The organism is Niallia sp. Kr1, assembly GCF_050389805.1.
GTDB lineage: Bacteria > Bacillota > Bacilli > Bacillales > Cytobacillaceae > Bacillus_BD.
On sequence record NZ_CP130945.1, the window covers coordinates 3,840,395 to 3,863,634 of the forward strand.

The 23,240-nt window shown below is 37.3% G+C and carries 24 protein-coding genes, 1 pseudogene and 1 other annotated feature; all 25 genes and pseudogenes read right to left on the bottom strand.

The window, feature by feature from the left end:
• Positions 1-17 precede the first annotated feature (17 nt).
• Positions 18-2,093 (bottom strand): glycine--tRNA ligase subunit beta, encoded by a 2,076-nt coding sequence (gene glyS / locus Q5760_RS18880; protein WP_428909161.1) that lies wholly within the window; start codon positions 2,091-2,093, stop codon positions 18-20.
• Positions 2,093-2,977, bottom strand: a complete 885-nt coding sequence (gene glyQ, locus Q5760_RS18885) for a glycine--tRNA ligase subunit alpha (RefSeq protein ID WP_428909162.1) — start codon at positions 2,975-2,977, stop codon at positions 2,093-2,095. The genes glyS and glyQ overlap by 1 nt, the downstream gene beginning before the upstream one ends.
• A gap of 64 nt (positions 2,978-3,041) precedes the next feature.
• Positions 3,042-3,238 (bottom strand) — a binding site (T-box leader).
• A gap of 52 nt (positions 3,239-3,290) precedes the next feature.
• Positions 3,291-4,034, bottom strand: a complete 744-nt coding sequence (gene recO / locus Q5760_RS18890; protein WP_428909163.1) for a DNA repair protein RecO — start codon at positions 4,032-4,034, stop codon at positions 3,291-3,293.
• Between the two features lie 29 nt (positions 4,035-4,063).
• The gene (locus Q5760_RS18895; protein ID WP_428909164.1) at positions 4,064-4,207 is read right to left on the bottom strand and encodes a YqzL family protein; all 144 of its coding nucleotides are present in this window, start codon (positions 4,205-4,207) and stop codon (positions 4,064-4,066) included.
• A 152-nt stretch (positions 4,208-4,359) separates the two neighbouring features.
• On the bottom strand, positions 4,360-5,286 hold the full coding sequence (gene era / locus Q5760_RS18900; RefSeq protein WP_428909165.1) for a GTPase Era: 927 nt from the start codon (positions 5,284-5,286) through the stop codon (positions 4,360-4,362).
• The gene (locus Q5760_RS18905; RefSeq protein WP_428912630.1) at positions 5,279-5,662 is read right to left on the bottom strand and encodes a cytidine deaminase; all 384 of its coding nucleotides are present in this window, start codon (positions 5,660-5,662) and stop codon (positions 5,279-5,281) included. Before Q5760_RS18905 ends, era begins: the two co-directional genes overlap by 8 nt.
• Before the next feature lie 210 nt (positions 5,663-5,872).
• The gene (locus Q5760_RS18910; RefSeq protein ID WP_428909166.1) at positions 5,873-6,247 is read right to left on the bottom strand and encodes a diacylglycerol kinase family protein; all 375 of its coding nucleotides are present in this window, start codon (positions 6,245-6,247) and stop codon (positions 5,873-5,875) included.
• Positions 6,225-6,695 carry an rRNA maturation RNase YbeY gene (ybeY, locus tag Q5760_RS18915; RefSeq protein ID WP_428909167.1) on the bottom strand — a complete coding sequence of 157 codons (471 nt, stop codon included), beginning with the start codon at positions 6,693-6,695 and terminating at the stop codon, positions 6,225-6,227. Before ybeY ends, Q5760_RS18910 begins: the two co-directional genes overlap by 23 nt.
• Positions 6,692-8,839, bottom strand: coding sequence for an HD family phosphohydrolase (locus Q5760_RS18920; RefSeq protein ID WP_428912631.1), 2,148 nt, complete (start codon positions 8,837-8,839; stop codon positions 6,692-6,694). The genes ybeY and Q5760_RS18920 overlap by 4 nt, the downstream gene beginning before the upstream one ends.
• A 237-nt stretch (positions 8,840-9,076) precedes the next feature.
• Positions 9,077-10,036, bottom strand: coding sequence for a PhoH family protein (locus tag Q5760_RS18925; protein WP_428909168.1), 960 nt, complete (start codon positions 10,034-10,036; stop codon positions 9,077-9,079).
• Complete coding sequence (yqfD, locus tag Q5760_RS18930; protein WP_428909169.1) at positions 10,033-11,226, bottom strand: sporulation protein YqfD; 1,194 nt, start codon at positions 11,224-11,226, stop codon at positions 10,033-10,035. Before yqfD ends, Q5760_RS18925 begins: the two co-directional genes overlap by 4 nt.
• The gene (locus Q5760_RS18935; protein ID WP_428909170.1) at positions 11,227-11,352 is read right to left on the bottom strand and encodes a hypothetical protein; all 126 of its coding nucleotides are present in this window, start codon (positions 11,350-11,352) and stop codon (positions 11,227-11,229) included. It abuts the gene before it with no gap.
• The gene (gene yqfC / locus Q5760_RS18940) at positions 11,345-11,629 is read right to left on the bottom strand and encodes a sporulation protein YqfC (protein WP_428909171.1); all 285 of its coding nucleotides are present in this window, start codon (positions 11,627-11,629) and stop codon (positions 11,345-11,347) included. The genes Q5760_RS18935 and yqfC overlap by 8 nt, the downstream gene beginning before the upstream one ends.
• Before the next feature lie 66 nt (positions 11,630-11,695).
• Positions 11,696-12,160, bottom strand: a complete 465-nt coding sequence (locus tag Q5760_RS18945; RefSeq protein ID WP_428909172.1) for a hypothetical protein — start codon at positions 12,158-12,160, stop codon at positions 11,696-11,698.
• A 283-nt stretch (positions 12,161-12,443) separates the two neighbouring features.
• Entirely contained in the window at positions 12,444-13,424 is a 981-nt protein-coding gene (floA, locus tag Q5760_RS18950; protein WP_428912632.1) for a flotillin-like protein FloA, read from the bottom strand.
• Between the two features lie 224 nt (positions 13,425-13,648).
• On the bottom strand, positions 13,649-14,428 hold the full coding sequence (locus Q5760_RS18955; RefSeq protein ID WP_428909173.1) for an NfeD family protein: 780 nt from the start codon (positions 14,426-14,428) through the stop codon (positions 13,649-13,651).
• A gap of 144 nt (positions 14,429-14,572) precedes the next feature.
• Entirely contained in the window at positions 14,573-15,016 is a 444-nt protein-coding gene (locus Q5760_RS18960; RefSeq protein WP_428909174.1) for a GatB/YqeY domain-containing protein, read from the bottom strand.
• A 15-nt stretch (positions 15,017-15,031) separates the two neighbouring features.
• Entirely contained in the window at positions 15,032-15,208 is a 177-nt protein-coding gene (gene rpsU / locus Q5760_RS18965; protein WP_338470298.1) for a 30S ribosomal protein S21, read from the bottom strand.
• Positions 15,209-15,359: 151 nt separating this feature from the next.
• A pseudogene (gene deoC / locus Q5760_RS18970) lies at positions 15,360-15,994 on the bottom strand (deoxyribose-phosphate aldolase).
• A 120-nt stretch (positions 15,995-16,114) separates the two neighbouring features.
• Complete coding sequence (mtaB, locus tag Q5760_RS18975; RefSeq protein ID WP_428909175.1) at positions 16,115-17,464, bottom strand: tRNA (N(6)-L-threonylcarbamoyladenosine(37)-C(2))-methylthiotransferase MtaB; 1,350 nt, start codon at positions 17,462-17,464, stop codon at positions 16,115-16,117.
• Positions 17,465-17,470: 6 nt separating this feature from the next.
• A complete protein-coding gene (locus Q5760_RS18980; protein ID WP_428909176.1) occupies positions 17,471-18,220 on the bottom strand; it encodes a 16S rRNA (uracil(1498)-N(3))-methyltransferase in 750 nt (249 codons plus the stop codon).
• 166 nt (positions 18,221-18,386) lie between these two features.
• On the bottom strand, positions 18,387-19,325 hold the full coding sequence (prmA, locus tag Q5760_RS18985) for a 50S ribosomal protein L11 methyltransferase (protein ID WP_428909177.1): 939 nt from the start codon (positions 19,323-19,325) through the stop codon (positions 18,387-18,389).
• 127 nt (positions 19,326-19,452) lie between these two features.
• Positions 19,453-20,580 carry a molecular chaperone DnaJ gene (dnaJ, locus tag Q5760_RS18990; RefSeq protein ID WP_428909178.1) on the bottom strand — a complete coding sequence of 376 codons (1,128 nt, stop codon included), beginning with the start codon at positions 20,578-20,580 and terminating at the stop codon, positions 19,453-19,455.
• A gap of 170 nt (positions 20,581-20,750) precedes the next feature.
• Positions 20,751-22,589: a molecular chaperone DnaK gene (dnaK, locus tag Q5760_RS18995; protein WP_428909179.1), complete on the bottom strand. Its 1,839-nt coding sequence runs from the start codon at positions 22,587-22,589 to the stop codon at positions 20,751-20,753.
• A gap of 30 nt (positions 22,590-22,619) precedes the next feature.
• Complete coding sequence (grpE, locus tag Q5760_RS19000) at positions 22,620-23,183, bottom strand: nucleotide exchange factor GrpE (RefSeq protein ID WP_428912633.1); 564 nt, start codon at positions 23,181-23,183, stop codon at positions 22,620-22,622.
• Positions 23,184-23,240: the final 57 nt, after the last annotated feature.

Consider the following 23,240-nt stretch of genomic DNA (forward strand, 5'->3'; position numbering starts at 1 on the left):
ATGAAAAAAATGGGGTATTATGATTTTGTAATGATATCATTTACATTGGCAAACTTTTTAATCAGCTCTGCTATTAATAACATAAGATTAAGTCGATTTTGCTTTACTTTTTCATCGTCAACCATGATCATGGTATGATCAAAATATTGATTAATCTCTAGCTTCATTGATACGAGTAACTCATAATAGGTTTCTTCTGAAACCGGATGACTTAATTGCTGTTTCACGGATCCATATCTTTCATATAACCGTTGCTCATGGTCGTTCTCAAATAAGGATTCGTTAATTTCTCCTTGTGCTACTGCTTTACTCGCAATATTTAGGACACGGCTTAGAGCTTCGATATTTTCTTTGAAATCTGCTTCATCTTTCTTCGCTTCTAAAACTTCAGCACGGTTGAATAAACCGTGAATATCTCCCAGATCATCTCCTAAAACAGCATCAATTAAATCATAGCGAATCGATTTTTCTTGTAATAAATGTTTTAAACGTAACTTGAAGAAGCCCACAAGCTCTTTTGTTACATGCTCAACACTTTGTTTAAGCTTGCCTTCTGCTTGCAATAACGATATCGATTCATGAATTAAATCCTCAAAATAAATATTCCAATCTTTGTGTAAAAGAATTTGTACAATTCCCGTTGCCTGACGTCTTAATGCATATGGATCCTGTGAACCACTTGGAATCATATCAATAGCGAAAAAGGATGCGATTGTATCCATCTTTTCAGCAACCGCGAGAATTGCCCCTACCTCGGATGTAGGTGTTTGATCTTCCGCATTCCTTGGCATATAGTGTTCATTAATCGCAACGGCTACAGCTTCACTTTCACCCTTTTGACGAGCATATTTTTCACCCATAAATCCCTGTAATTCTGGAAATTCATAGACCATATTCGTCACTAAGTCAAATTTACAGATTTGAGCTGCACGATCTGCTGCTTGTTTGTCATCATTAGAAAATGACAATTTTTCAGTCAGGATATTGGTTAAGTTACGCACTCTTTCTACTTTTTGGGCTAATGTCCCGATCTCCTCATGATAGACAATGCTTTGCAACTTATTTAAGAAATGGTCAATCTCCAGTTTTTGGTCTTCACGGTAAAAGAAATCCGCATCAGATAGTCTGGCTCTTAATACTTTCTCGTTTCCTTTGGCTACATTTTCTAAGTAATCAGATCCGCCATTTCGGACGGTTACAAAATGAGGAAGTAACTTACCATCCTTCGATTTAACAGGGAAATATCGTTGATGTTCCTTCATGGAAGTAATTAAAACCTCTTCAGGAAGCTCCAAGAATTCCTCTTCAAATCCACCATATAGAGCAGTAGGATATTCAACTAAATTGTTTACCTCTTCCAGTAGGTCTTCATCTACAGGAATTGTCCAATTATTTTGTTCCTCTAATTGTTTTAATTGATCAAGAATCATAGTTTTCCGTTTTGTCGGATCGGCAATCACATATTGCTTTATTAGTAACTCTTCATAATCTCCTGGGTTTGTAATTTGAAATTTTCCGCCTAGAAAACGATGACCTAAACTATCATTTGATGTGTGAACATCCGTGATTGAAAACGGAATAATCTCTTGACCATAGAGAGCGGTGATCCATTTAATGGGTCTAATATATCTCATATCATAGTTCGCCCACCGCATATTTTTTGGAAAATGAATGCTTGTCACAATATCCCTTAGTTCTGGAAGCAAATCAACTGTTTTCTTTCCTTGAATAAATTTATTCACATGGGCATACTCTACCCCATTGATTTCTTTGAAATAAATATCTTCTACCGTCATGCCTTGTCCACGAGTAAAACCCATCGCTGCTTTTGTCCATTCTCCGTTTTCATTTAAGGCAATTTTTCGTGCAGGTCCTTTTGCCTCTTCGTGTACGTCTTCTTGAGTATGTGCTACATCAGATACAAGTACAGCTAAACGGCGAGGGGTTGAGTATGCTTGAACGTCATGATAGGAAATTTTCTTGGATTGTAACCAATCCTTGATTTTGTCCGAAAGCTGATTCATGGAGTCTGTGACAAATCGCGCCGGTAGCTCTTCTAAGCCGATTTCAAGTAAAATATCTTTTGCTGCCATTAGTTATTTTCCTCCTTTGCTTTTAAAATTGGGAATCCAAGTTTTTCACGTTCTTCATAAAAGGTTTTGGCAACTTTTCGAGCTAAGTTTCGGACACGTGCTAAGTATCCTGTTCTTTCTGTAACCGATATCGCTCCTCTAGCATCAAGTAGGTTAAAGGTATGAGAGCATTTCAACACATAATCATAAGCTGGATGTACAAGACCTTCATCCATTTGTCGGTGTGCTTCTTTTTCATACGTATTAAATAATTGGAACAGCATGTCAACATCAGATGTTTCAAACGTGTATTTAGAATGCTCATATTCAGGTTGAAGGAAAATATCACGTACGGTAAAACCCTCAGTCCATTCAAGATCAAACACATTTTCTTTATCTTGAATATACGAAGCTAATCTTTCAATCCCGTATGTAATTTCAACTGAAACGGGTTTACATTCAAGTCCACCTACTTGTTGGAAATAGGTAAATTGAGTAATTTCCATTCCATCTAACCATACTTCCCATCCAAGTCCTGCACAGCCTAGTGACGGGTTTTCCCAGTTATCCTCAACAAAGCGAATGTCATGCTTAAGTGGATCAATTCCGAGCGCCTTTAAGGAATCTAGATAGAGGTCCTGAATATTATCAGGAGAAGGCTTCATAATCACTTGAAATTGATGATGCTGATAAAGTCTGTTTGGATTTTCACCGTAACGACCATCAGCTGGACGACGAGATGGTTCCACATACGCAACATTCCATGGTTCAGGTCCGATCGCCCTTAAGAACGTATAAGGACTCATTGTGCCTGCCCCTTTTTCTGTATCGTATGCCTGCATTAAAATACATCCTTGCTGGGACCAGTGCTTTTGCAACGTTAATATCATATTTTGAATATTCACTACGACACCTCTTTTTTAATTTTCTTTCTCAAAATAAAAAACTCTCATCTCTATGCTTTAACAGCATAGGGACGAGAGTTTACCCGCGGTTCCACCCTATTTGCTTAACCCTAAAGTAAGGTAAGCCACTTTTCTTGTGTCTAATACGACACAAAATATGCTCCAGAACGCCCTTCCTTAACACCCTATATCCGGCTCTCACCATCCCGGAATCGCTTCAAATAGAGGAGGTTAAGTACTCCTTTCCTTCACAGCACAAAATTTTATCTACTTAAAAAGAATAATAACGAAATCCAATTCTCTTGTCAATGTCTTACATCAACGAACCTAATTGATCTAAAAACTTCTTTGATTTTAAATATAAACCTGAGTATTCCTCATAATAGCTATCAATGACTCTTTTTAACTCTGCTTTTGTTTCATCCTTAACAGAAATGCTCCCCAAACGATCTAGATCAATATAATAAAAGATTCGTAGAAGCTTAACTGTTGCTCGGGATATTTTTAGGTGGTAGGGATCGATATGTACACAACGATGACAAAGGATTCCTCCTTCTCTAATAGAAAAAACAAAGGTCCCTTCCCTACCTCCACATGAAGCACATTGATTTAATTCTGGGTGTAGACCAAGTACATTTAACATTTTGATTTCATAGATATTCTTAATAATATCAGGGTCATACCCTTCATCTAAATACGTTAAGGATTGCAGCAATAATTGAAATAAAAAAGGGTTACTTTTCTTTTCCTCAATGCTCCTATCTGTTAATTCCAGTAAAAGAGCAGCGTATGCCGTTAAGAAAATATCCTCTTTTATCGATCGAAAAGAGGATATAATCTCTCCCTGTTGAATACTTCCCATACCACTGCCTTTTTGTATTAAAAAGATTCCATAAGTAAAGGGCTGGGTGATGGCTGCCAAACGGCTTTTTGGCTTTTTTGCGCCGCTTGCCATCACACCATATTTACCCCATTCACGAGTAAATAAAGAAACAATTTTATTTGTTTCACCATAATCTGTTGTTCGAAGGATAATCCCTTCGCATTTTTGTAGCATTCCTACACCATCCCTAAAATAGAGACAGACTACATAATAGGAAAATCTACTTCGTCTAGCTCATCGTCCTTTCCCTCGGGTGTTCCTGAATTCTCCTTTTCTAATTCTTTGAAAAGAAGATATGTGTCAATATTACCTGTTTGCGAAAAAACTTTCCAAGTAAAATCTAACATTTGAAACCCACCTCTCATTTGTTGGACTAGCTATTGAATTTTTCCTTAACTTTATCGTTGCCTGTCACTCAATAAATCATGAGGAGTAATTTTTGCTAATAAGAAGTTATGCATATTTGTCACTTTACGTTAATAATGTAAATAGGGTCAGATCAATATTCATCCTCACGGAATCCGTAATCACGAAGTTGAGTTGCCTTATTTCGCCAGTCTTTTTGAACTTTTACCCATAACTCTAAATACACTTTAGATCCTAAAAGATTCTCTATATCGATTCGTGCCCGTTTTCCAATTTCCTTTAACATTTTCCCTTGCTTACCAATGACGATTCCTTTTTGTGAATCACGCTCCACAATAATGGTAGCCATCACATGAATCAGATCCTTATTTTCATCTTCACGCTTCATTTGTTCCATAACAACTGCGATCGAATGCGGGATTTCTTCCCTAGTCAAATGGAGAACCTTTTCACGTATTAATTCAGTAACAATGAATCTTTCAGGGTGATCCGTAACTTGGTCTGCTGGATAATATTGTGGACCTTCTGGAAGATATTCCTTTATCTGATCTAAGAGTCGATCAACATTATTTCCTTGTAAGGCTGAAATTGGAATAATCTCAGTGAATTCAAATTTCTGTTGGTATGAGTCAATCATTGTGATTAATTGATCTGGATGTACTTTGTCTATTTTATTAATAATTAAAAAGACTGGTGTTTTAATGTTTTGGAACTTTTCAATGATAAATTCCTCACCACGTCCATACCCTTCTTCGGCATTGACCATGAATAATATTAAATCGACTTCTTTTAGCGTATTTTGTGCGACATTCATCATAAAGTCGCCAAGTTTATTTTTTGGTTTATGGATTCCTGGGGTGTCAATGAAAATGAATTGTGTATCATTGGTCGTTAAAACCCCTTGGACTTTATTTCTTGTCGTCTGTGGTTTATCACTCATAATAGCAATTTTCTGTCCAATGACCCTGTTAAGAAATGTGGATTTACCAACATTAGGTCTTCCAATGATTGAGATAAAACCTGATTTATAAGTTGATTTTTGTGTTTGTTCGTTATTCATTTAAATCCTCCGCTGAAAATGCTCCTGGTAGTAATTCTTCTACTGTTAGTTGATTTCTTTCGCCTTGTAGGTTTGTAAGAATGATTTTCATATCTTTAGGGCATAGTTCGCTGATTACTTGCCTGCATGCACCACATGGCGGCACAGGACGATTCGAATCTGCTACAACCACTAACATTGAAAATTCTCTATCACCTTCTGAATAAGCTTTAAAAAGTGCCGTTCGTTCAGCACAATTACACATACTATAAGCAGCGTTTTCAATATTACAACCATGATAGACTTTTCCCGCATTTGTTAAAAGCGCTGCACCTACAGGGTATTTTGAGTATGGAACATATGCCTTTTCCCTAGCCTTTATCGCTTCTTCAATCATTTCTTCGATATTCAAGTTTGACCAACCTTTCTAAAAGACCCTCTTGCTTCCTCTTATTTTACCCTAATTAAATTAAAATTTCATTAGTCTAAGCGTGTTTTTTTTGAAATTATATAGAATTTTCCGAATTTTAAAATTTTTAACATTTGGTATTTGACCATATCGTTAGAGCATAAAAATGGGTACGATTTTATTCATCGTACCCATCAACTATAATATTTTCGGTATGAATATTATACAACCAATGATAACAGACATACACGCATAAATCAAAACAGCGCCTGCAGCAACATCCTTTGCTTGTTTTGCTAATGGATGATATTGTGGTGAGACATGATCAACAATTCGTTCGATCGCTGTATTCATTAGTTCTAATGAATACACCCCACCTATTGCAATAACAATAAACATCCATTCTGTAGAACTAATTTTAAATAGGAATCCAAAAAGGATCACGATCACGGCAATTACAGTATGAATTTTCAAATTCCGTTCAGATATGACACCATGAAGGATTCCTTCCAACGCATACTTAAACGAATACAGTACCCCTTTGGATTTTTTATCGCGTAAGTCCGAACTCATCTAGAATATCCTTTTGCCTTGAAAACATAATCTTTTCATCTTCCTCAATTTCATGATCATACCCAAGCAAATGTAGAAATCCATGTACAGCTAAAAAGCCAAGTTCTCGAATAAAAGTATGTCCATATTCTTCCGCTTGAGCTCTAGCTTTTGCAATCGAGATAATAATGTCACCCAAAACTCTTGGCATATCCATCCCTGTTAATGGAATTTCACCCTCTCCTAATTCTTCCATCGCAAACGAAATAACATCTGTTGGCATATCCTTATGACGATATTCTTTATTAATTTCTTGGATACGCTCATTTGTAACAAAAGTAACCGACAACTCACTGTCATCTTCTACTTTTTCCATTTTAGCCGCAAGTTGAAGAATCTTTTCGATTGTATTTATTTCTTCTTCTGAAAGTTCATTTGTTTCGTCATTAAAATCGATGATGATATTCACGCATGTTTAACCTCCTGTTTAGACAATTCCGGGTATTTAATCCTTGAATGGAAAATTCCCTTGAGTGTTTCACATAATGTTTCTGCCACTTTTTCTAGTTCCTTTAATGTAATATCACATTCATTAAATTGTTCATCTTGAAGTCGATCGGAGATGATTTTTCGCACTAGATTTTCAATCTGTTCATGTGTTGGTTGCGACATGGATCTGACAGCTGCCTCTACACTATCCGCAATTCCAACAACTGCTGCCTCTTTTGTTTGTGCTTTTGGTCCAGGATATCGATATTCCTCCTCAGTCGTATCTGAATCATCCTGCTTTGCTTTAAAATAAAAGAACTTTAATAAAGTCGTCCCATGATGCTGTTCGGCAATATCAATGATTTCCTTAGGCATTTTATATTCCTTTAACAGATCTACTCCATCTATTGTATGGGCAAGAATAATCTCCTTGCTTGTTTCAGGTGGTAGTTCATCATGAGGATTATCTTTACTCATTTGATTTTCAATGAAAAAGTTTGGTCTTTTCGTTTTACCAAGATCGTGATAATAGCAACCAACTCTTGCAAGTAAGCCATTAGCACCAATTGCTTCACATGCACCTTCTGCTAAATTCGCTACCATGACACTATGATGATAGGTTCCAGGTGCTTCAATCAGTAACTTTTTCAATAAAGGATGGTTCGGATTCGATAACTCAATTAATTTCATCGTTGATAAAATACCAAATCCTGCCTCAAAAAATGGTACTAATCCGATGGTTAGGACTGATGATAATAGACCCGAAATCAGGGCTATCACACCTATCCCCCCATAATCCTGTAAATTGTACTGCCCATTTCTTAGAAGCACAATCGCTAAAATGACAAGTACATTAATGAAAGCAACATATAAGCCGGTCATTAATATGTTAGACCGGTTATTATAGTTTCGCAAGAACATAATTCCCGCTATCCCGCTACATAAGATATAAACCCCAATTGTCATGTGAAAGGTTCCTGTAACCCCTTCATTAAACATAATGCTTCCACAAATCGTTGTAATAAGGGCTGTAAAGATTGCTAGCTTTTCATCAATTAATACTTTGATTAACATGGGTGCCAATGCAGCTGGAAAAATGAACGCGATATTGGCATAATCAAAGACATAAAACATACTTACAATCTTCATAAGGATGATGGAAAGTGTAAAGATGATACTAAACATTATAAAATAATTATGTTTTGTTTCCGGTTTCTTATCCAAATTATAAAAGTAATAATACAACGCAGCTAGTATAATCAATATTAGCAATGATAGACCAATAAATGGTTGGAAAGTACGTTCATTATCAAGAAGTCCAACCAATCCTAATTGTCGATAAATATCCCTACTAATTAACTGGTTTTCCTGAACAATAATTTGACCTTGAAGGATCATGATTGGTTCAACACTTTCAATAGCTTGTCTACGCATTTCTTTTGTTGCCACGGGATCATAGAATTCATTTTGAACCACAGCAAAACGCCCTAATTCAATCGCTGCATTCTTGAGTGGAGAAGCTAAACTTGAGTATTTCATAGCCTCTTCAACTTGCTTTTTTGCATTTTCTACTTCATTCGCTGAAATACGGTTACTCATGACACTATTAATAGCCGTAACAGACAAATCTCTAGCGATCTCAAGTTGGTCAACAGACGAAGAAAGTAAACTCGTAAAAACAGAATCTGGGAGTTCTTTTGTTACATCTTCTGTTAACTGTTCTTTAAGATTTTTTAATTTATCCGTTTCTACGGTTGTCGAATCACTTCCTGCGATGATTGGGGAATGATTACCATCCATTTTTTCATTGACGTCAATAGTAGCGTCAAAAATCGAGGTAATTAAATCAATACGGTTTTGCGTTAATGCTTTATTAACGACATAGACGTCCTTAACTCCATTCTCAGCCTCTTTTTTCTTCGCTTCCGTACTTTCCTTATCTTCGATGGTAATCGGAGAGCGAATCGTTTGTTGTGCTACCGAAAAAAGATCCGCATTTAACTTTTCAGGCTTGACATTATTGAACATAGATAAATATAGAATTAAACCTAAAAGCAAAAATAAGAGGACACGAAATACCGTTATATCGAGAAGATTTTTCAACTTCGCTAAATGCAAATGCATCTGAACTTCAATCCTTTCTTTATTCAAACAACACCGTGTGCGCCTCTTTTGTAGCTATGTAAAAATAATAACAGTTTTTTCCGTGACTTTCACTATTTTCTAAAAAAGACATGTAAACAGTGTCTAATTCAGTTTATCCAATTTTTTCCTATAATAAGCCTATTAACTCGTGAAAAATGCCGTTCGCTGTCGAACGGCATTTGCAAGATCCTCTGTGTGAAATGATAAAAAGGCTCCCTATTCTTTTGCCTCATAAGCTGAAATAATTCTTGCCACCAATGGATGACGGACAACATCACTTTGTTCTAGGTAAATAAAATGAATTCCCTTTACATCTGTAAGAACTTCCTCGGCAATCTTTAAGCCGGATGTAACCCCTTTTGGAAGGTCGATTTGTGTTTTATCACCTGTTATCACCATCTTTGATCCAAAACCTAGACGTGTTAAAAACATTTTCATTTGTGCCATTGTTGTATTTTGTGCCTCATCCAAAATGACATAGGCCTCATCAAGTGTTCTTCCACGCATATAGGCAAGTGGAGCAATTTCAATAACTCCTCGTTCAATTAGGCGCCCAGTTTGTTCCGTTCCTAATACATCATGTAAAGCATCATATAACGGTCTTAAATATGGATCTACCTTTTCTTTTAAATCGCCAGGTAAAAACCCTAAACTTTCTCCCGCCTCTACAGCCGGTCTCGTCAGAATAATTCTTTTCACTTGACCGCTTTTTAATGCATTCACTGCCATGACAACCGCCAAATACGTTTTTCCTGTTCCAGCGGGACCGATTCCAAAAACTAGATCGCTCTTTTTCATAGCAGAAATATAGTGACGTTGACCAATTGTTTTTACACGAATGGATTTCCCTTTTGCATTTTTTGCAATTTCTTCTTCAAATAAATCTTTAAAATAATCAAGTGTACCTTTTTTAGCCATTTGGATCGCATAAATCACATCTCTTTGGCTAATGTTAATTCCTTTTCTGATGACGTATAACAACGCATCAAGAATATTGGCAACTAATTCAACCTGATCAGAATCTCCAGAAACATAGACCGTTTCACCTCTTGTAATAATTGAAACCCCTAGTTCCTGTTCTATTGCTTTTAAATTTGAATCCGCATTGCCAATTAAGGCGATTGCCTCATTAGAATTATTTAGTTGAACATTCATTGTTATTAACTTTTCTGTCATTCCGACTCTCCTTGAATTATTGGTTGACCACCGGCTATATTTTCAACAATTTGAAAATGTATGGATACTGTTACTTTATCATTGTCTACTGCCTGGTGCAAAATATTTTCACCAATAATCTTAGCATCTTCAGGTAAGTTGTTTTTTATATCTAAACGAGCCATTTTTTTAGCTACATCAATGGCTTCCTCATTTGAATATATTCGAGTTTCTGACTCCTTTTCACGATGAGTGTCACTTACCAAGGAAATTGGAAGCGTCCAGTTTAAGAATTTAATCTGTTTTTCATTTGTTTCGGTTTCAAATTCTTTATACTCGATTTTCCCAAAGCCCCATAATGGAATTTTAACATTCCCTAGTTTTAGTGAATGCTTTCTTTTCTCATTGCCGTTATAAACTTGAAATGTCGTTTTAATCGGGATTTCTACACTGGTTTTATACCATGTTTCGCCCCAAATTTCCCCTTTTGCTGGTACTTGTACATTTTGTCCTTCTTTTCCGATTACTCCAGATACAAGTAATTGTCCTGGTTCTACTCGATCATAGATATCTACAACAGCTTGACCTTCTTCTACAAACATGTCGACGATAACCGCTTTTTTCTTAGCAACTAAATGCTGTGGACTCAAATAATTTGGCTTTTCTGGCTCGTTCTTTTCCACTACTTGAAGATGATAGGTTGTCCCTTGTAATTCAACCCCCACCCATGTAATCTCCTCAATATTATTGGTAAGTTGACGTTGGATCGATTCTACATTATCAACAAAAAATTGCAGTTTTCCTACTTTAACTCCCATTTTATCCAATTCTTTATTGATTTTATACTCAGTTGCCGGCTCTGCACCCTTTATTTGAATTCCCCAAATCATATTAGAAAGAATGGTAATAATGACAAGAAAAGAAATTGCCCCTACTAAAAAGCCACTATTCATCAATAATCGTTTAAATAAAAACGGAAGCCCTTCTTTTTTAATAAATTCGATTTTAATTCCGCTTCCTCTACTGAGTTCCCTTAGCTTTGATAGATCATTCAGTTTCATTTTAAATGTGAGAGATTGAATCCCGTTCCTTCTCACACTCCAAATCAATAATCCATTTTTTATCAATGTATTGATATATCGCTCAAGTCCTTTTCCTGTAATCCTGACAGAAATGATTCCAGTAAAAAAAGTGATCCAACGATTTTTCATTTAATCTGCCCTCCTCATCATCGTAAAGGAGACATTCACCTCCGTTTTAAAACTTGTCCAGCCAATAGATATGATAGCCGCTAAACGCTCTATTGTTTGACGGCTATGTATTCCTTGTTTACTCATGAAGGTATATCACTTGATCAATTTTTCCTTCTAAAATAATTTCTTCAGGCAAGATGGCTTTAATGACAAAGGCCTTTCCCTTTATCAATAATTGTCCTTGTTTTAGAAGCAGTCTTAGTTCTTTGTCAGAGAATGCAAGTAGACCACGGTGGTTCTCGATATAAATATGTAAATGACCAATCATCGTAATCCGGGGTAAGTCCATCATGACATCCTGAGGAAGTTCCATGTTTTTTGTTATTAAGTTGCGGAAATATTTCCCCCACTTTTTTGCCATAAAAAAAGAACCCCCTTTCATCTCATATGTATGAAATAAAAGGGGGTTCTAGCACCATTATTTTGTTTAATATTTCTTGTAAATTCTATTACTATGCCTCGGATTCTTTGCTCGAGGTGGTCCTAATATTTCTGACCATATCACCGCATCCACAATTTTGGATTCGTCAACTTTAAACTGAAGTTGTTGTTGAGGTTTGGATGCCAGCAATACTCGATTGGTTTCTTCATGTTGTGGTATTGCGCGCTCTGCATCCTTATCCAGGTATGCCGATTCTAGCTTTTCCTTTGCCTCGTTTATTTGTTCACTATGTTCTTCTCTAAATTTCCTAATTGGCTTCGTTTCTTCCTGAAACGAACGACTAACTTCTTGAAATACTTCTTTTAATTCATCAAAGGTACGATTGCTTTTTTGCGTAGGTCTTGTCTGTTGAGGCTTTGGTTTTTCATCTTTATTCTTTTTACGAAATAAGGATGAAATGACCCCGATTAATATAATGAGTGCAATCGGATTTTCAAAGAGAATTTCCATAAAGAAACCTCCATTTCCTATTAGAAATGCGCAAGCACCTTGCTCACCCCGATAAAGAAACTCACCGACTAACAAGCCTTTAGGCGAGTTCAGAGAAGTAGTTGCACTTATGCCAGTACGACCAAGGACAAGACGAGCCAACATGAAGATTGTACTTTAATCTTTGTATAGGCGACTGCCCAGGAAGCCAACACTAGACACGCTTGTGACCTCGAAGGGGAAGGCTGCTTGCACTAGACATTTATCTTCTTAAAAAACTTAATCTTCTTACACTACAAATTCCCTAGTTCTTTTTGTTGTCTTTATGATCAACCTTTGCTCCAGATAGTCTACCGATAGAATCTCTCATATCTGTATCAGCCTCGATATTTTGCATATTCATATAATCCATAACCCCAAGATTTCCTTCACGCAAAGCTTCTGCCATCGCAAGTGGTACCTCGGCTTCAGCTTCAACCACTTTCGCCTTCATTTCTTCTACTCTAGCTTTCATCTCTTGTTCTTTCGCAACCGCCATTGCTCGGCGTTCTTCTGCTTTTGCTTGGGCAATATTCTTATCAGCTTCTGCCTGTTCCATTTGTAAGTGGGCACCAATATTTTTACCGATATCAACATCAGCAATGTCGATGGAGAGGATTTCAAAGGCTGTACCAGAATCTAATCCTTTTGCTAGAACGGTTTGTGAAATCATATCCGGATTTTCTAGCACTTTTGTATGATGTTCAGAAGAACCGATTGTTGAAATAACCCCTTCTCCAACCCGGGCAATGATCGTTTCCTCACCTGATCCACCAACAAGTCGATCGATATTCGCACGAACGGTAATTCTTGCTTTTGCTTTTACCTCAATTCCATTCATCGCCATACCGGCAATAAATGGCGTTTCAATAACTTTAGGATTAACACTCATTTGCACAGCTTCCAATACATCACGACCCGCTAAATCAATCGCTGCACAACGTTCAAATATAAGTTCAATATTTGCACGGTGAGCCGCAATTAACGCATTCACTACACGATCCACATTACCACCGGCTAAATAATGGCTTTCTAATTGGTTCGTCGTTACGTTAAGTCCCGCTTTATGGGCTTTAATTAATGGATTAATTACTCGACTTGGGATAACTCGTCTTAACCTCATCCCAATTAAAGTAAAAATACTTACCTTTACACCTGCGGCAAGAGCCGAAATCCAAAGCATTACTGGAACAAATGTAAATAAAATACCTAACAAAACGATTGCTACAACAACAGCAATTAACATAAAAATCGTACCACCAGTTAAAATCATTCCTTTACCTCCTTATCAAATTTGCCCGTCGAATTGCGCCCGGATATAATACCTGAGCTTGTTCGATAAAATACCGTAAAAAATCGCAAGGCTCGCCGGAGCTTAACTTCATACAGCAAGAGTTTGAACCCTTTAAACCAGTAAACCTTTTTGCATTCATCCCCCACTTATAAGCGGAGGACTTCTGCTGGATTAAGTTATTCGTGATCCGTATATTTCCATTCTCTTACAACAATTCTTGATCCTTCAACCTTAATAAATTTAACGGAAGTACCCTTTGTGATAAAGCTTCCTTCTGTCACAACATCAATGCGCTCATCTCCAATGATGACGGTCCCAGATGGACGTAAATCGGTAAAGGCCTCCCCTTTCATCCCAATTAATTCTGTTCTGTTTTGATTGGATACATATCCACTTTCAGTATTCGTTGAATCTGTTAAAATAAATTTTTTAAAAAAGTTCATTTTCTTATCAAACACCTTTATCATAACCATACAGGCTAAAATTGAAATCGTAAATGCAATTATTAATGAAATTCCAATATGAACAAAATTTGCTGCAGACATAAAAAAACTCGCCAATATCGCACCAAAACCAAAAACCCCTAAAATTCCCCCTGGTAAGATTAACTCCAAAAGAAGCAGGACAATTCCTCCAACAAATAACAGAAACGTCCCTATTCCAGCTAATCCAGCCACCATATGTCCATAAAAGTATAAAAGAAATGCAATAATACCAACGATTCCTGCCAATCCAAATCTTGGCGTAAACAATTCCACGACAAGTCCTAAAAACCCAATGGTTAAAAGTATCGGGATCACGATTGGATGGATTAAGAAATCAATAAAAGAAGAAAAGAAGGTTTGTTGGATTTCGTCATCAGCACCAACTACTGTAGCGCTAACATGAAAGGGAATAAAAAAGAGAATGAATGCGAAAGTCAAACTCCTTAAATTTGCGGTCATTGCCTGATACATGGGGAAACCTCCTTTCTAACATAATTGTAATACAGATTACGATTAAAAAGGGAATAAGTTTCAACATTTGCTAAAAAAGTGGGGTGTCATTTAAAAAGGTCGCATAAAAATGCGACCTTTTAAATAAAATTATCATCAATATAATTATGAAAGGTGTTGTTGTACAAGTTTATTAACGAGTGAACCGTCTGCTTTCCCTTTTACTTTAGGCATAACGACAGACATCACTTTACCCATTTCAGCTTTGGATGAAGCTCCTGTTTCAGCAATAGCCTGTTTCACTATTTCTGAAACTTCTTCTTCTGATAGCTGCTGAGGCATATATAACTCTACGTACTTTAATTCCGTACGAATTTTTTCAACTAGATCTTCACGACCTGCTTTTTCAAATTCATGGAGGGAATCCTTACGTTGTTTTACTTCACGTGAAAGGACGGTTAATTCTTCTTCTTGTGATAAGTCATGGCTAACCTTAATGGATTCATTCTGGATAGCAGCTTTGATCATTCGGATGACACCAAGCTTATCTTTTTCTTTGTTTTTCATCGCTTGCTTCATATCTGAATTTAGACGTTCGAGAAGACTCACAAATTACACCCTCTCTTAGAACTTGCGTTTTCTTGCAGCCTCAGACTTTTTCTTACGTTTTACGCTAGGCTTTTCATAAAATTCGCGCTTTCTAGCCTCTTGAATGGTACCAGCTTTAGAAACAGTACGTTTGAAACGTCGAAGAGCATCTTCAAGCGATTCGTTTTTACGAACAACAGTTTTATTAGACATTCTCTCTTTCCCTCCCTCCGAGCACAACACACTAACCATAGACATGAGAAAACCCATGTACTTTGTAAATTATAATATAACAAAGAAACAAGGTCAACTCTATTTCATTGGGCAGATGCTGTTTTTAACATTAAGTTAATATGAGTCTATTCTAGTTTAGACTGTCTTGAACGATTTTAATACCTGCACTAGCTCCAATTCTTGAAGCACCTGCTTGTACCATCTTTGCCGCATCCTCGGCTGTTCGTACTCCACCTGAAGCTTTTACATTTCGGGACCTACTGTTTTACGCATTAATTGAATATCATGTGTGGTGGCACCACCAGTAGAAAAACCGGTTGACGTTTTTACAAAATGTGCCCCAGCCTTTACCGCAATTTCACAGGCCAAAACTTTTTCCTCATCTGAAAGTAAGCATGTTTCAATAATTACTTTTACAATCGCTTTTTCTCCTGCTGCATGAACAACTGCCGCGATGTCATTTTCTACTAGCTTTAACTCTTTGTCCTTTAATGCACCAATATTGATGACCATATCTACTTCTGTTGCTCCATTTTCAATGGCATTTTTTGTTTCAAATGCTTTCACCTCAGTAGTTGTCGCACCTAATGGAAACCCAATAACTGTACATACTTTAACAGTCGTTTCTTTCAACAATTGACTAGCAAAAAGGACCCATGTTGGATGAATACAAACAGAAGCAAATTCATATTCTTTTGCTTCTTCACAAAGTGTTTGGATTTGAGCTTTTGTCGCCTCAGCTTTTAATAATGTATGATCATTAATTTCGCAATTTCTTGTGACATCTATTTGCCCCTTTTCAAAATAATATGTATATACCTATATTCTATCATTTCTATTAAAAAAAGATTAGGAACACAAAGTCAGTTCCTAATCCTCCATTTTTTAAACAGCTTCATCCGCAAGTTTTTCTTCTTCTAGTACTCGTACGAATTTTCCTTCGTTGTATGGATAGCCAGCCTTTTCAATTTTGACTTTAACTAATTGACCAACCATATCTTCCGTTGCTGGGAAAACCACTTTTAAATAATTATCTGTATAGCCAACATATAAGTTTTCCGCATGACCTTCTACATGTCTTTCTTCAGGAATGACCTCCATGACTTGACCTTCAAACTTAGAAGCATATTCTTTTGCAAGCTGATCTGATAGTGCAATTAAACGGTGAACCCGCTCATTTTTTACTTCTTCGTCAATTTGATCTTCCATTCTTGCTGCAGGAGTTCCTGTACGTTTTGAATATGGGAATACATGAAGTTCAGAGAATTGATGTTCCTTTATAAAATTATAGGTTTCCATAAACTCTACTTCTGTTTCACCAGGGAAGCCGACAATGACATCTGATGTTACCGCTAAATCAGGCATAATTTCGCGCAACCTCATCAATCTTTCAGCAAAGGATTCCATAGTATATTTCCTTCTCATTCTCGTTAAGACAGTATCAGAGCCTGATTGAAGTGGAATATGCAAATGTCTTACAATCACTTTAGACTTTTTAATGACCTCGATTACTTCATCAGTAATTTGACTAGCTTCAATTGAGGAAATACGAAGACGTTTTAATCCCTTTACATTCGCCTCTATGTCGCTAAGGAGATTAGCAAGTTTATAATCTTTGAAATCAGCACCATATCCACCTGTATGAATACCTGTTAATACAATTTCTTTATAGCCTGCATCAACAAGTTGTTGCGCTTGTTGGATGACTTCCTGCGGATCTCGAGAACGCATGAGTCCTCTAGCCCAAGGGATAATACAGAATGTACAGAAATTGTTACAGCCTTCTTGAATTTTTAAGGATGCTCTAGTACGATCTGTAAAAGCTGGCACGTCCATTTCTTCATAAACACGGTTCTTCATAATATTTCCGACCGCATTAATCGGTTGACGTTCTTCTCTAAATTGATCAATATACTCTAGCATTTTTTTTCGATCCTGTGTACCAACAATAATATCAACCCCGGGAATTTCCAGAATCTCTGCTGGTGATGTTTGGGCATAACATCCTGTTACACAAACCACTGCATCTGGATTTTTTCGAATCGCTCTTCGAATGATTTGACGACTCTTTTTATCCCCTGTATTCGTTACCGTACATGTATTGATGACGTAGACATCTGATGTCGCGTCAAAATCAACACGTTCATAACCTTCCTGCTTAAATAATTGCCAAATGCCTTCTGTTTCGTAATGGTTGACTTTACAACCTAATGTATGGAATGCAACTTTTTGCATTTAATTTCACCTCAATAATTCTAATTGATAGGATACTGCAGATAATAAATACAATGGTGCGGTTTCTGTCCTTAATATTCTTGGTCCTAGACCGCAGCTAACAAACCCATTATCAAGGAATTTTTCCACCTCTCCAGTGGTTAATCCACCTTCAGGTCCAAAGACAACTAAAAGGGATCCTCCCTCATTTAAGGATTGTAAGCTTTTGACTAAGTTCTTTATTTCACCCAGCCTTGAATCTTCTTCATAAGCAATCAGTTTAACATCATAGGATTCACTAATGTCAATTAAAGATTGGATAGAAGCAGGATTTTCCACTCTTGGTATCAAACTGCGATGGGATTGTTCTGCGGCTTCCTTCGCAATTTTTTGCCATCTGCTTATTTTTTTATCTGCTTTTTTCTCATCCCATTTTACGATAGAACGAGCTGCAATAAAAGGGATAAACTTATATGCCCCTAGTTCTGTCCCTTTTTGGATAATCAGGTCCAGTTTATCCCCTTTAGGCAAGCCGCTCACAATGGTTACGTCGATTGGAAGTTCGACAGATTCCTTCATCCATTGTACTACTTGGACCGTCACTTGCTCAGTGGAAATGTTTGTTATTTTGCAAAGAGCCGTTTTATGATCTTCTGTTACACAAATGATTTCGTCATCTTCCTTCATTCGCATAACCTTCACTATATGCTTAAAGTCTTCCTCGGTTATTTCAAATTGATCTTTAGAGGCTAAAAACGGGACAAAATACCGTTGCATGGATGTACCTCCCATATGAAAAGCGCAAGCGCCTTCGGAATAAAAAAATTGGTTCCTGTTAAGTTAACTCAAAAAGAAAGGTCCGAACTAGACACAATCTATTTCAAAAAACTTCTTAACCTATTAAAAAGGGCTGTGTTCTAACACATAACCCTTGAAAATTTCATTATTTTTTTCTTGCGATAAAGGAAACCCAATCTTCCATTTGCAATGTTTCTTCTATATCGAATCCAGCAGCTTCCAACGAATCTCTAACCTCGTCCTTCTTCTGCTGAATGATCCCTGCTGTAATAAAATAACCGCCTTGCTTTAAACATCGGTAAGCATCATGGGTGAAACGAACAATCACCTCTGCTAAAATATTCGCTACAATCACATCCGCGGTTTCATGAATACCCTCTAGTAAATTATTTTGGAAAATATCAACAACTGGATGGACTTTATTCAGCTTAATATTGATTCTTGCAGATTGGACAGCCACTTCATCTAAATCTAATGCTGTCACTTTCTTAGCCCCAAGCATAGCAGCTGCAATACTCAATACACCTGACCCGGTCCCAACGTCTATGACCGTATCGTCCTTTTTAACGATTCTTTCCAATGCTTGAATGCTCATAACGGTTGTGGGATGTGTCCCCGTACCGAAAGCCATTCCTGGGTCTAATTCGATGATTAATTCGTCGCTGCTAACAGGGGTATATTCTTCCCAGGTTGGAACAACTGTAAAGCGTTCAGAAATTTTCACAGGATGATAATATTTTTTCCAAGCAGTTGCCCATTCTTCTTCATTGACTTCCGATAAGGAAACATGGTTTTTACCAATATCGATATTAAAGAGCATTAAATTATTAATCGCTTCTTTTATTTCATCAACAGTTTCACCCAAAAAACTATTAACCGGTAAATAGGCTTTTACAATTACTCCTTCTTCCGGATAGTCATTTGGATTGAGTTGGTAGATTTCACCGAATTGATCCTCCCTCTCCTTTACTAGTTCAAATGGATCCTCAATGACAACTCCACTTGCTCCAGCTTCATGTAAAATATTCGAGATCGGTTCAACCGCTTCGTTTGTTGTATGGATACTAATTTCAGACCATTTCAACCCTACCAACTCCTATTATTAATTATCCCGGCTCAACGGGCATTATGATTCCTACCTCAAAATTCTATAGTATTAGAAGGCAATTGGGTAGGAAATCAACTGCCTGTAAAGATCCTAAATATGACCACTAATCACCTTTGAAAGCTCTTTTCATTTTCTCAAAAAAACCTTCTTCTTCCTTTGGCATTGGGCCACTGACCTCTGCAAATTCTTGAAGTAATTGTTTTTGTTTTTCCGTCAATTTCGTCGGCGTAATGACTTTCACAATAATATGCTGGTCACCTGTTCCACGACCTCTTACGTTTGGAATTCCTTTTCCTCTAAGGCGGAATCTAGTCCCCGTTTGAGTTCCTGCAGGAATTTTTAATTTAACTTTTCCATGTAACGTTGGAACTTCAATTTCATCTCCAAGTGCTACTTGAACAAAAGTTAGCGGCATTTCACAGTAGACATCATCTCCATCTCGTTCAAAGAATTCATGTGAACGAATATGGAATACAACATATAAATCTCCAGCAGGACCACCGTTTATTCCTGGTTCCCCTTGACCAGCCACTCGTAATTGTTGACCGTCATCAATTCCAGCAGGGATTTTAATCGCGATTTTACGACGTTTTTTCACACGACCCGTTCCACCACAAGTTGCACATTTATGCTTAATTTCTTGTCCAGTTCCATTACAATAATTACATACACGTCTATTTACAATTCTGCCAAATGGCGTGTTCTGCTCGATATTTAGCTGACCACTACCATGACAATGCGAGCAAGTTTCTGCTTTTGTTCCCTTTTTCGCGCCTGTTCCATTACACGTTTCACAGTTTTCTTCCCGTGGAATCTCAATTTCTGTTTCTTTCCCAAATACCGCATCCTCAAAATTTAACGTCATTGTATATTGCAGGTCTGCACCCTGTCTTGGTGCATTTGGATCTCGACGTCTTTGACCGCCGCCACCAAAGAAAGTATTGAATATATCTTCAAACCCGCCAAAACCGCCGAAGTCACCGCCACCATCAAAACCACCAAATCCTTGATTTGGATCGGTGTGACCAAATTGGTCATAGTGTGCCCGTTTTTGCTCATCACTTAGAACTTCGTACGCTTCTTTTATTTCTTTAAATTTCTCGTCTGCTCCTGGTTCTTTGTTGATATCTGGATGGTATTGTTTTGATAGCTTTCGATATGATTTTTTAATTTCATCCTTTGATGCACTTTTACTTACGCCAAGTACCTCATAGTAATCCCTTTTAGCCATGATGATTACCACTCCCCGAATCTTTTCACATAAAATTTATTGTAACATTTCCCTATAACCACTTGCAATCTTTTCTCTGTACAGGGTAAAAAAATAAAAGTCAAAGCCAAGGTTTACCTGACTTTGACTTTTCTATTTTCAAAAGAAAAAGTTTGTATTCTAACTTCTAATTATTTGTTGTCATCTTTTACTTCTTCATATTCAGCATCTACAACGTTTTCGTCATTAGCTTTGCTTTCCCCTGCTCCTTCAGCACCTTGAGCTGCTTGTGCTTGTTTCGAAGCTTCTTCATATAGCTTAACAGATAAATTTTGAACGATTTCTTGAAGAGCATCTTTTTTCGCACGAATTTCTTCTAAATCGTTTTTCTCGATTGCCGCTTTTAATGCTTCTTTTGCTTCAGTCGCTTTTGTTACTTCAGCTTCGTCCACTTTTCCTTCTAAATCTTTTAACGTTTTATCAACAGTAAAGACTAATTGGTCAGCTTCATTGCGAAGTTCTGCTTCTTCCTTACGCTGTTTATCCGCTTCAGCATTCATTTCCGCTTCTTTAACCATTCTTTCGATCTCTTCATCTGAAAGACCTGTAGAAGATTTAATTGTAATTGTCTGTTCTTTATTCGTACCAAGGTCTTTTGCACGAACATTCACAATACCGTTTTTATCAATATCGAATGAAACTTCAATCTGAGGAATTCCTCTTGGTGCTGGTGGAATATCCGTTAATTGGAAACGGCCAAGTGTTTTATTGTCTGCTGCCATTTGACGTTCACCTTGTAATACGTGAATATCAACAGCTGTTTGATTGTCAGCAGCTGTAGAGAATACTTGAGATTTTGAAGTTGGGATTGTCGTATTACGGTCAATTAACTTCGTAAATACGCCACCCATTGTTTCAATACCAAGTGAAAGTGGTGTTACGTCTAGTAATACGACGTCTTTAACGTCACCAGTGAGTACTCCACCTTGGATTGCTGCACCCATTGCAACAACTTCGTCTGGGTTTACTCCTTTATGAGGTTCTTTGCCAGTTGCTTTTTTGATTGCTTCTTGAACGGCAGGAATACGAGTCGATCCTCCAACAAGAATAACTTTATCAAGTTCAGACGCAGATAAACCAGCATCACTTAATGCTTGACGAGTTGGTCCCATTGTACGTTCTACAAGATGTGCAGAAAGCTCATCAAATTTTGCACGGGATAATGTTACTTCTAAGTGCAATGGACCTGCTTCACCTGCTGTGATAAACGGTAAAGAAATTTGTGTGCTTGTTACCCCTGAAAGGTCTTTTTTCGCTTTTTCAGCTGCGTCTTTTAAACGTTGAACAGCCATTTTATCTTTTGAAAGGTCAATTCCGTTTTCTTTACGGAACTCATCTACTAAATAATCAATAATGACTTGGTCAAAATCGTCTCCACCAAGCTTATTATCCCCTGCAGTAGCCTTTACTTCAAATACACCATCGCCTAGTTCAAGAATCGAAACGTCAAAAGTACCGCCACCAAGGTCATAAACTAGAATCGTTTGATCTTCATCCGTTTTATCAAGACCATAAGCAAGCGCTGCTGCTGTCGGCTCATTGATAATACGTTCTACTTCAAGACCAGCAATTTTACCAGCATCTTTTGTTGCTTGGCGTTCTGCATCGTTGAAATAAGCTGGGACTGTAACGACAGCCTTTGTTACTTCTTCACCAAGATAAGCCTCTGCTGTAGCTTTTAAATTTTGCAGAATAATAGCTGAAACTTCTTGAGGACTATACTCTTTTCCCTCAACCTCAACTTTATAGCTTGTTCCCATATGTCTTTTGATTGACATGATCGTATTAGGGTTTGTTACAGCTTGACGTTTAGCCACTTCCCCAACTTGACGTTCCCCATTTTTAAAGGCAACAACAGATGGAGTTGTGCGGTTACCTTCTGGATTTGGGATTACCTTTGGTTCTCCTCCTTCTAATACTGCAACGCAGGAGTTAGTAGTCCCTAAGTCAATACCAATTATTTTACTCATATTCTTCCCTCCAAAATCTTTATGTAAATACTATTGATTTACTTTTACCATTGATGGACGAATCACTCTGTCCTTTAGGATATATCCTTTTTGGAATTCTTCTACAACAACGTTAGAATCATAGTTTTCCTCTTGAACTTGCATAACTGCCTGATGCATGTGTGGATCAAACTCTTTTCCAACAGCCTCGATTTGCTCTGCACCTTCTGCTTTTAAAGCATCCAGAATGCCACGATAAACCATTTCCATTCCTTGAAGCAACGATTTCGCTTGCTCGTTGTCGGCATCAAGCTGTAATGCTCTTTCAAAATTGTCAATTGCCGGCAATAAACCAGAAATCAGGCTTTGAGCTCTATATTTTTCAGCCGCTTCCAAGTCTAATCTTGCACGGCGACGGGAATTTTCAAAGTCAGCTTGTAAACGAAGCATTCTATTTTCAGCTTCTTCAAGCTTCGCCTTTAATTCTTCGTTTTCTTTCTTTATCAGTTCCAATTCATTTTCCTCTAGATTTGGGACCTCTGCTTCATTTGCTGTTTGTGCAACCGCCTCATCCTCCACTTGCTGGGCTTCTACGGCTGCTTCTTCTATGTTCATCTCTTTTTCAGTCACCAACGTCACCTCCTTAAAATGAATTTATGTACACTCGATTGG

Bases quoted from the DNA above. Each gene is read 5' to 3' on its own strand.
- Q5760_RS18895 (WP_428909164.1), bottom strand. From the start codon at position 4,207: ATGTTAGATTTTACTTGGAAAGTTTTTTCGCAAACAGGTAATATTGAC.
- Q5760_RS18955 (WP_428909173.1), bottom strand. From the start codon at position 14,428: ATGTATCAGGCAATGACCGCAAATTTAAGGAGTTTGACTTTCGCATTC.
- floA (WP_428912632.1), bottom strand. From the start codon at position 13,424: ATGTTAATTGCTGTTGTTGTAGCAATCGTTTTGTTAGGTATTTTATTT.
- Q5760_RS18945 (WP_428909172.1), bottom strand. From the start codon at position 12,160: ATGGAAATTCTCTTTGAAAATCCGATTGCACTCATTATATTAATCGGG.
- rpsU (WP_338470298.1), bottom strand. From the start codon at position 15,208: ATGTCTAATAAAACTGTTGTTCGTAAAAACGAATCGCTTGAAGATGCT.
- Q5760_RS18980 (WP_428909176.1), bottom strand. From the start codon at position 18,220: ATGCAACGGTATTTTGTCCCGTTTTTAGCCTCTAAAGATCAATTTGAA.
- mtaB (WP_428909175.1), bottom strand. From the start codon at position 17,464: ATGCAAAAAGTTGCATTCCATACATTAGGTTGTAAAGTCAACCATTAC.
- Q5760_RS18910 (WP_428909166.1), bottom strand. From the start codon at position 6,247: ATGAGTTCGGACTTACGCGATAAAAAATCCAAAGGGGTACTGTATTCG.
- dnaK (WP_428909179.1), bottom strand. From the start codon at position 22,589: ATGAGTAAAATAATTGGTATTGACTTAGGGACTACTAACTCCTGCGTT.
- Q5760_RS18920 (WP_428912631.1), bottom strand. From the start codon at position 8,839: ATGCATTTGCATTTAGCGAAGTTGAAAAATCTTCTCGATATAACGGTA.
- yqfC (WP_428909171.1), bottom strand. From the start codon at position 11,629: ATGGCAAAAAAGTGGGGGAAATATTTCCGCAACTTAATAACAAAAAAC.
- dnaJ (WP_428909178.1), bottom strand. From the start codon at position 20,580: ATGGCTAAAAGGGATTACTATGAGGTACTTGGCGTAAGTAAAAGTGCA.
- Q5760_RS18925 (WP_428909168.1), bottom strand. From the start codon at position 10,036: ATGACAGAAAAGTTAATAACAATGAATGTTCAACTAAATAATTCTAAT.
- recO (WP_428909163.1), bottom strand. From the start codon at position 4,034: ATGCTACAAAAATGCGAAGGGATTATCCTTCGAACAACAGATTATGGT.
- yqfD (WP_428909169.1), bottom strand. From the start codon at position 11,226: ATGAAAAATCGTTGGATCACTTTTTTTACTGGAATCATTTCTGTCAGG.
- Q5760_RS18935 (WP_428909170.1), bottom strand. From the start codon at position 11,352: ATGAGTAAACAAGGAATACATAGCCGTCAAACAATAGAGCGTTTAGCG.
- era (WP_428909165.1), bottom strand. From the start codon at position 5,286: ATGAATAACGAACAAACACAAAAATCAACTTATAAATCAGGTTTTATC.
- Q5760_RS18905 (WP_428912630.1), bottom strand. From the start codon at position 5,662: ATGATTGAAGAAGCGATAAAGGCTAGGGAAAAGGCATATGTTCCATAC.
- glyS (WP_428909161.1), bottom strand. From the start codon at position 2,093: ATGGCAGCAAAAGATATTTTACTTGAAATCGGCTTAGAAGAGCTACCG.
- grpE (WP_428912633.1), bottom strand. From the start codon at position 23,183: ATGAACATAGAAGAAGCAGCCGTAGAAGCCCAGCAAGTGGAGGATGAG.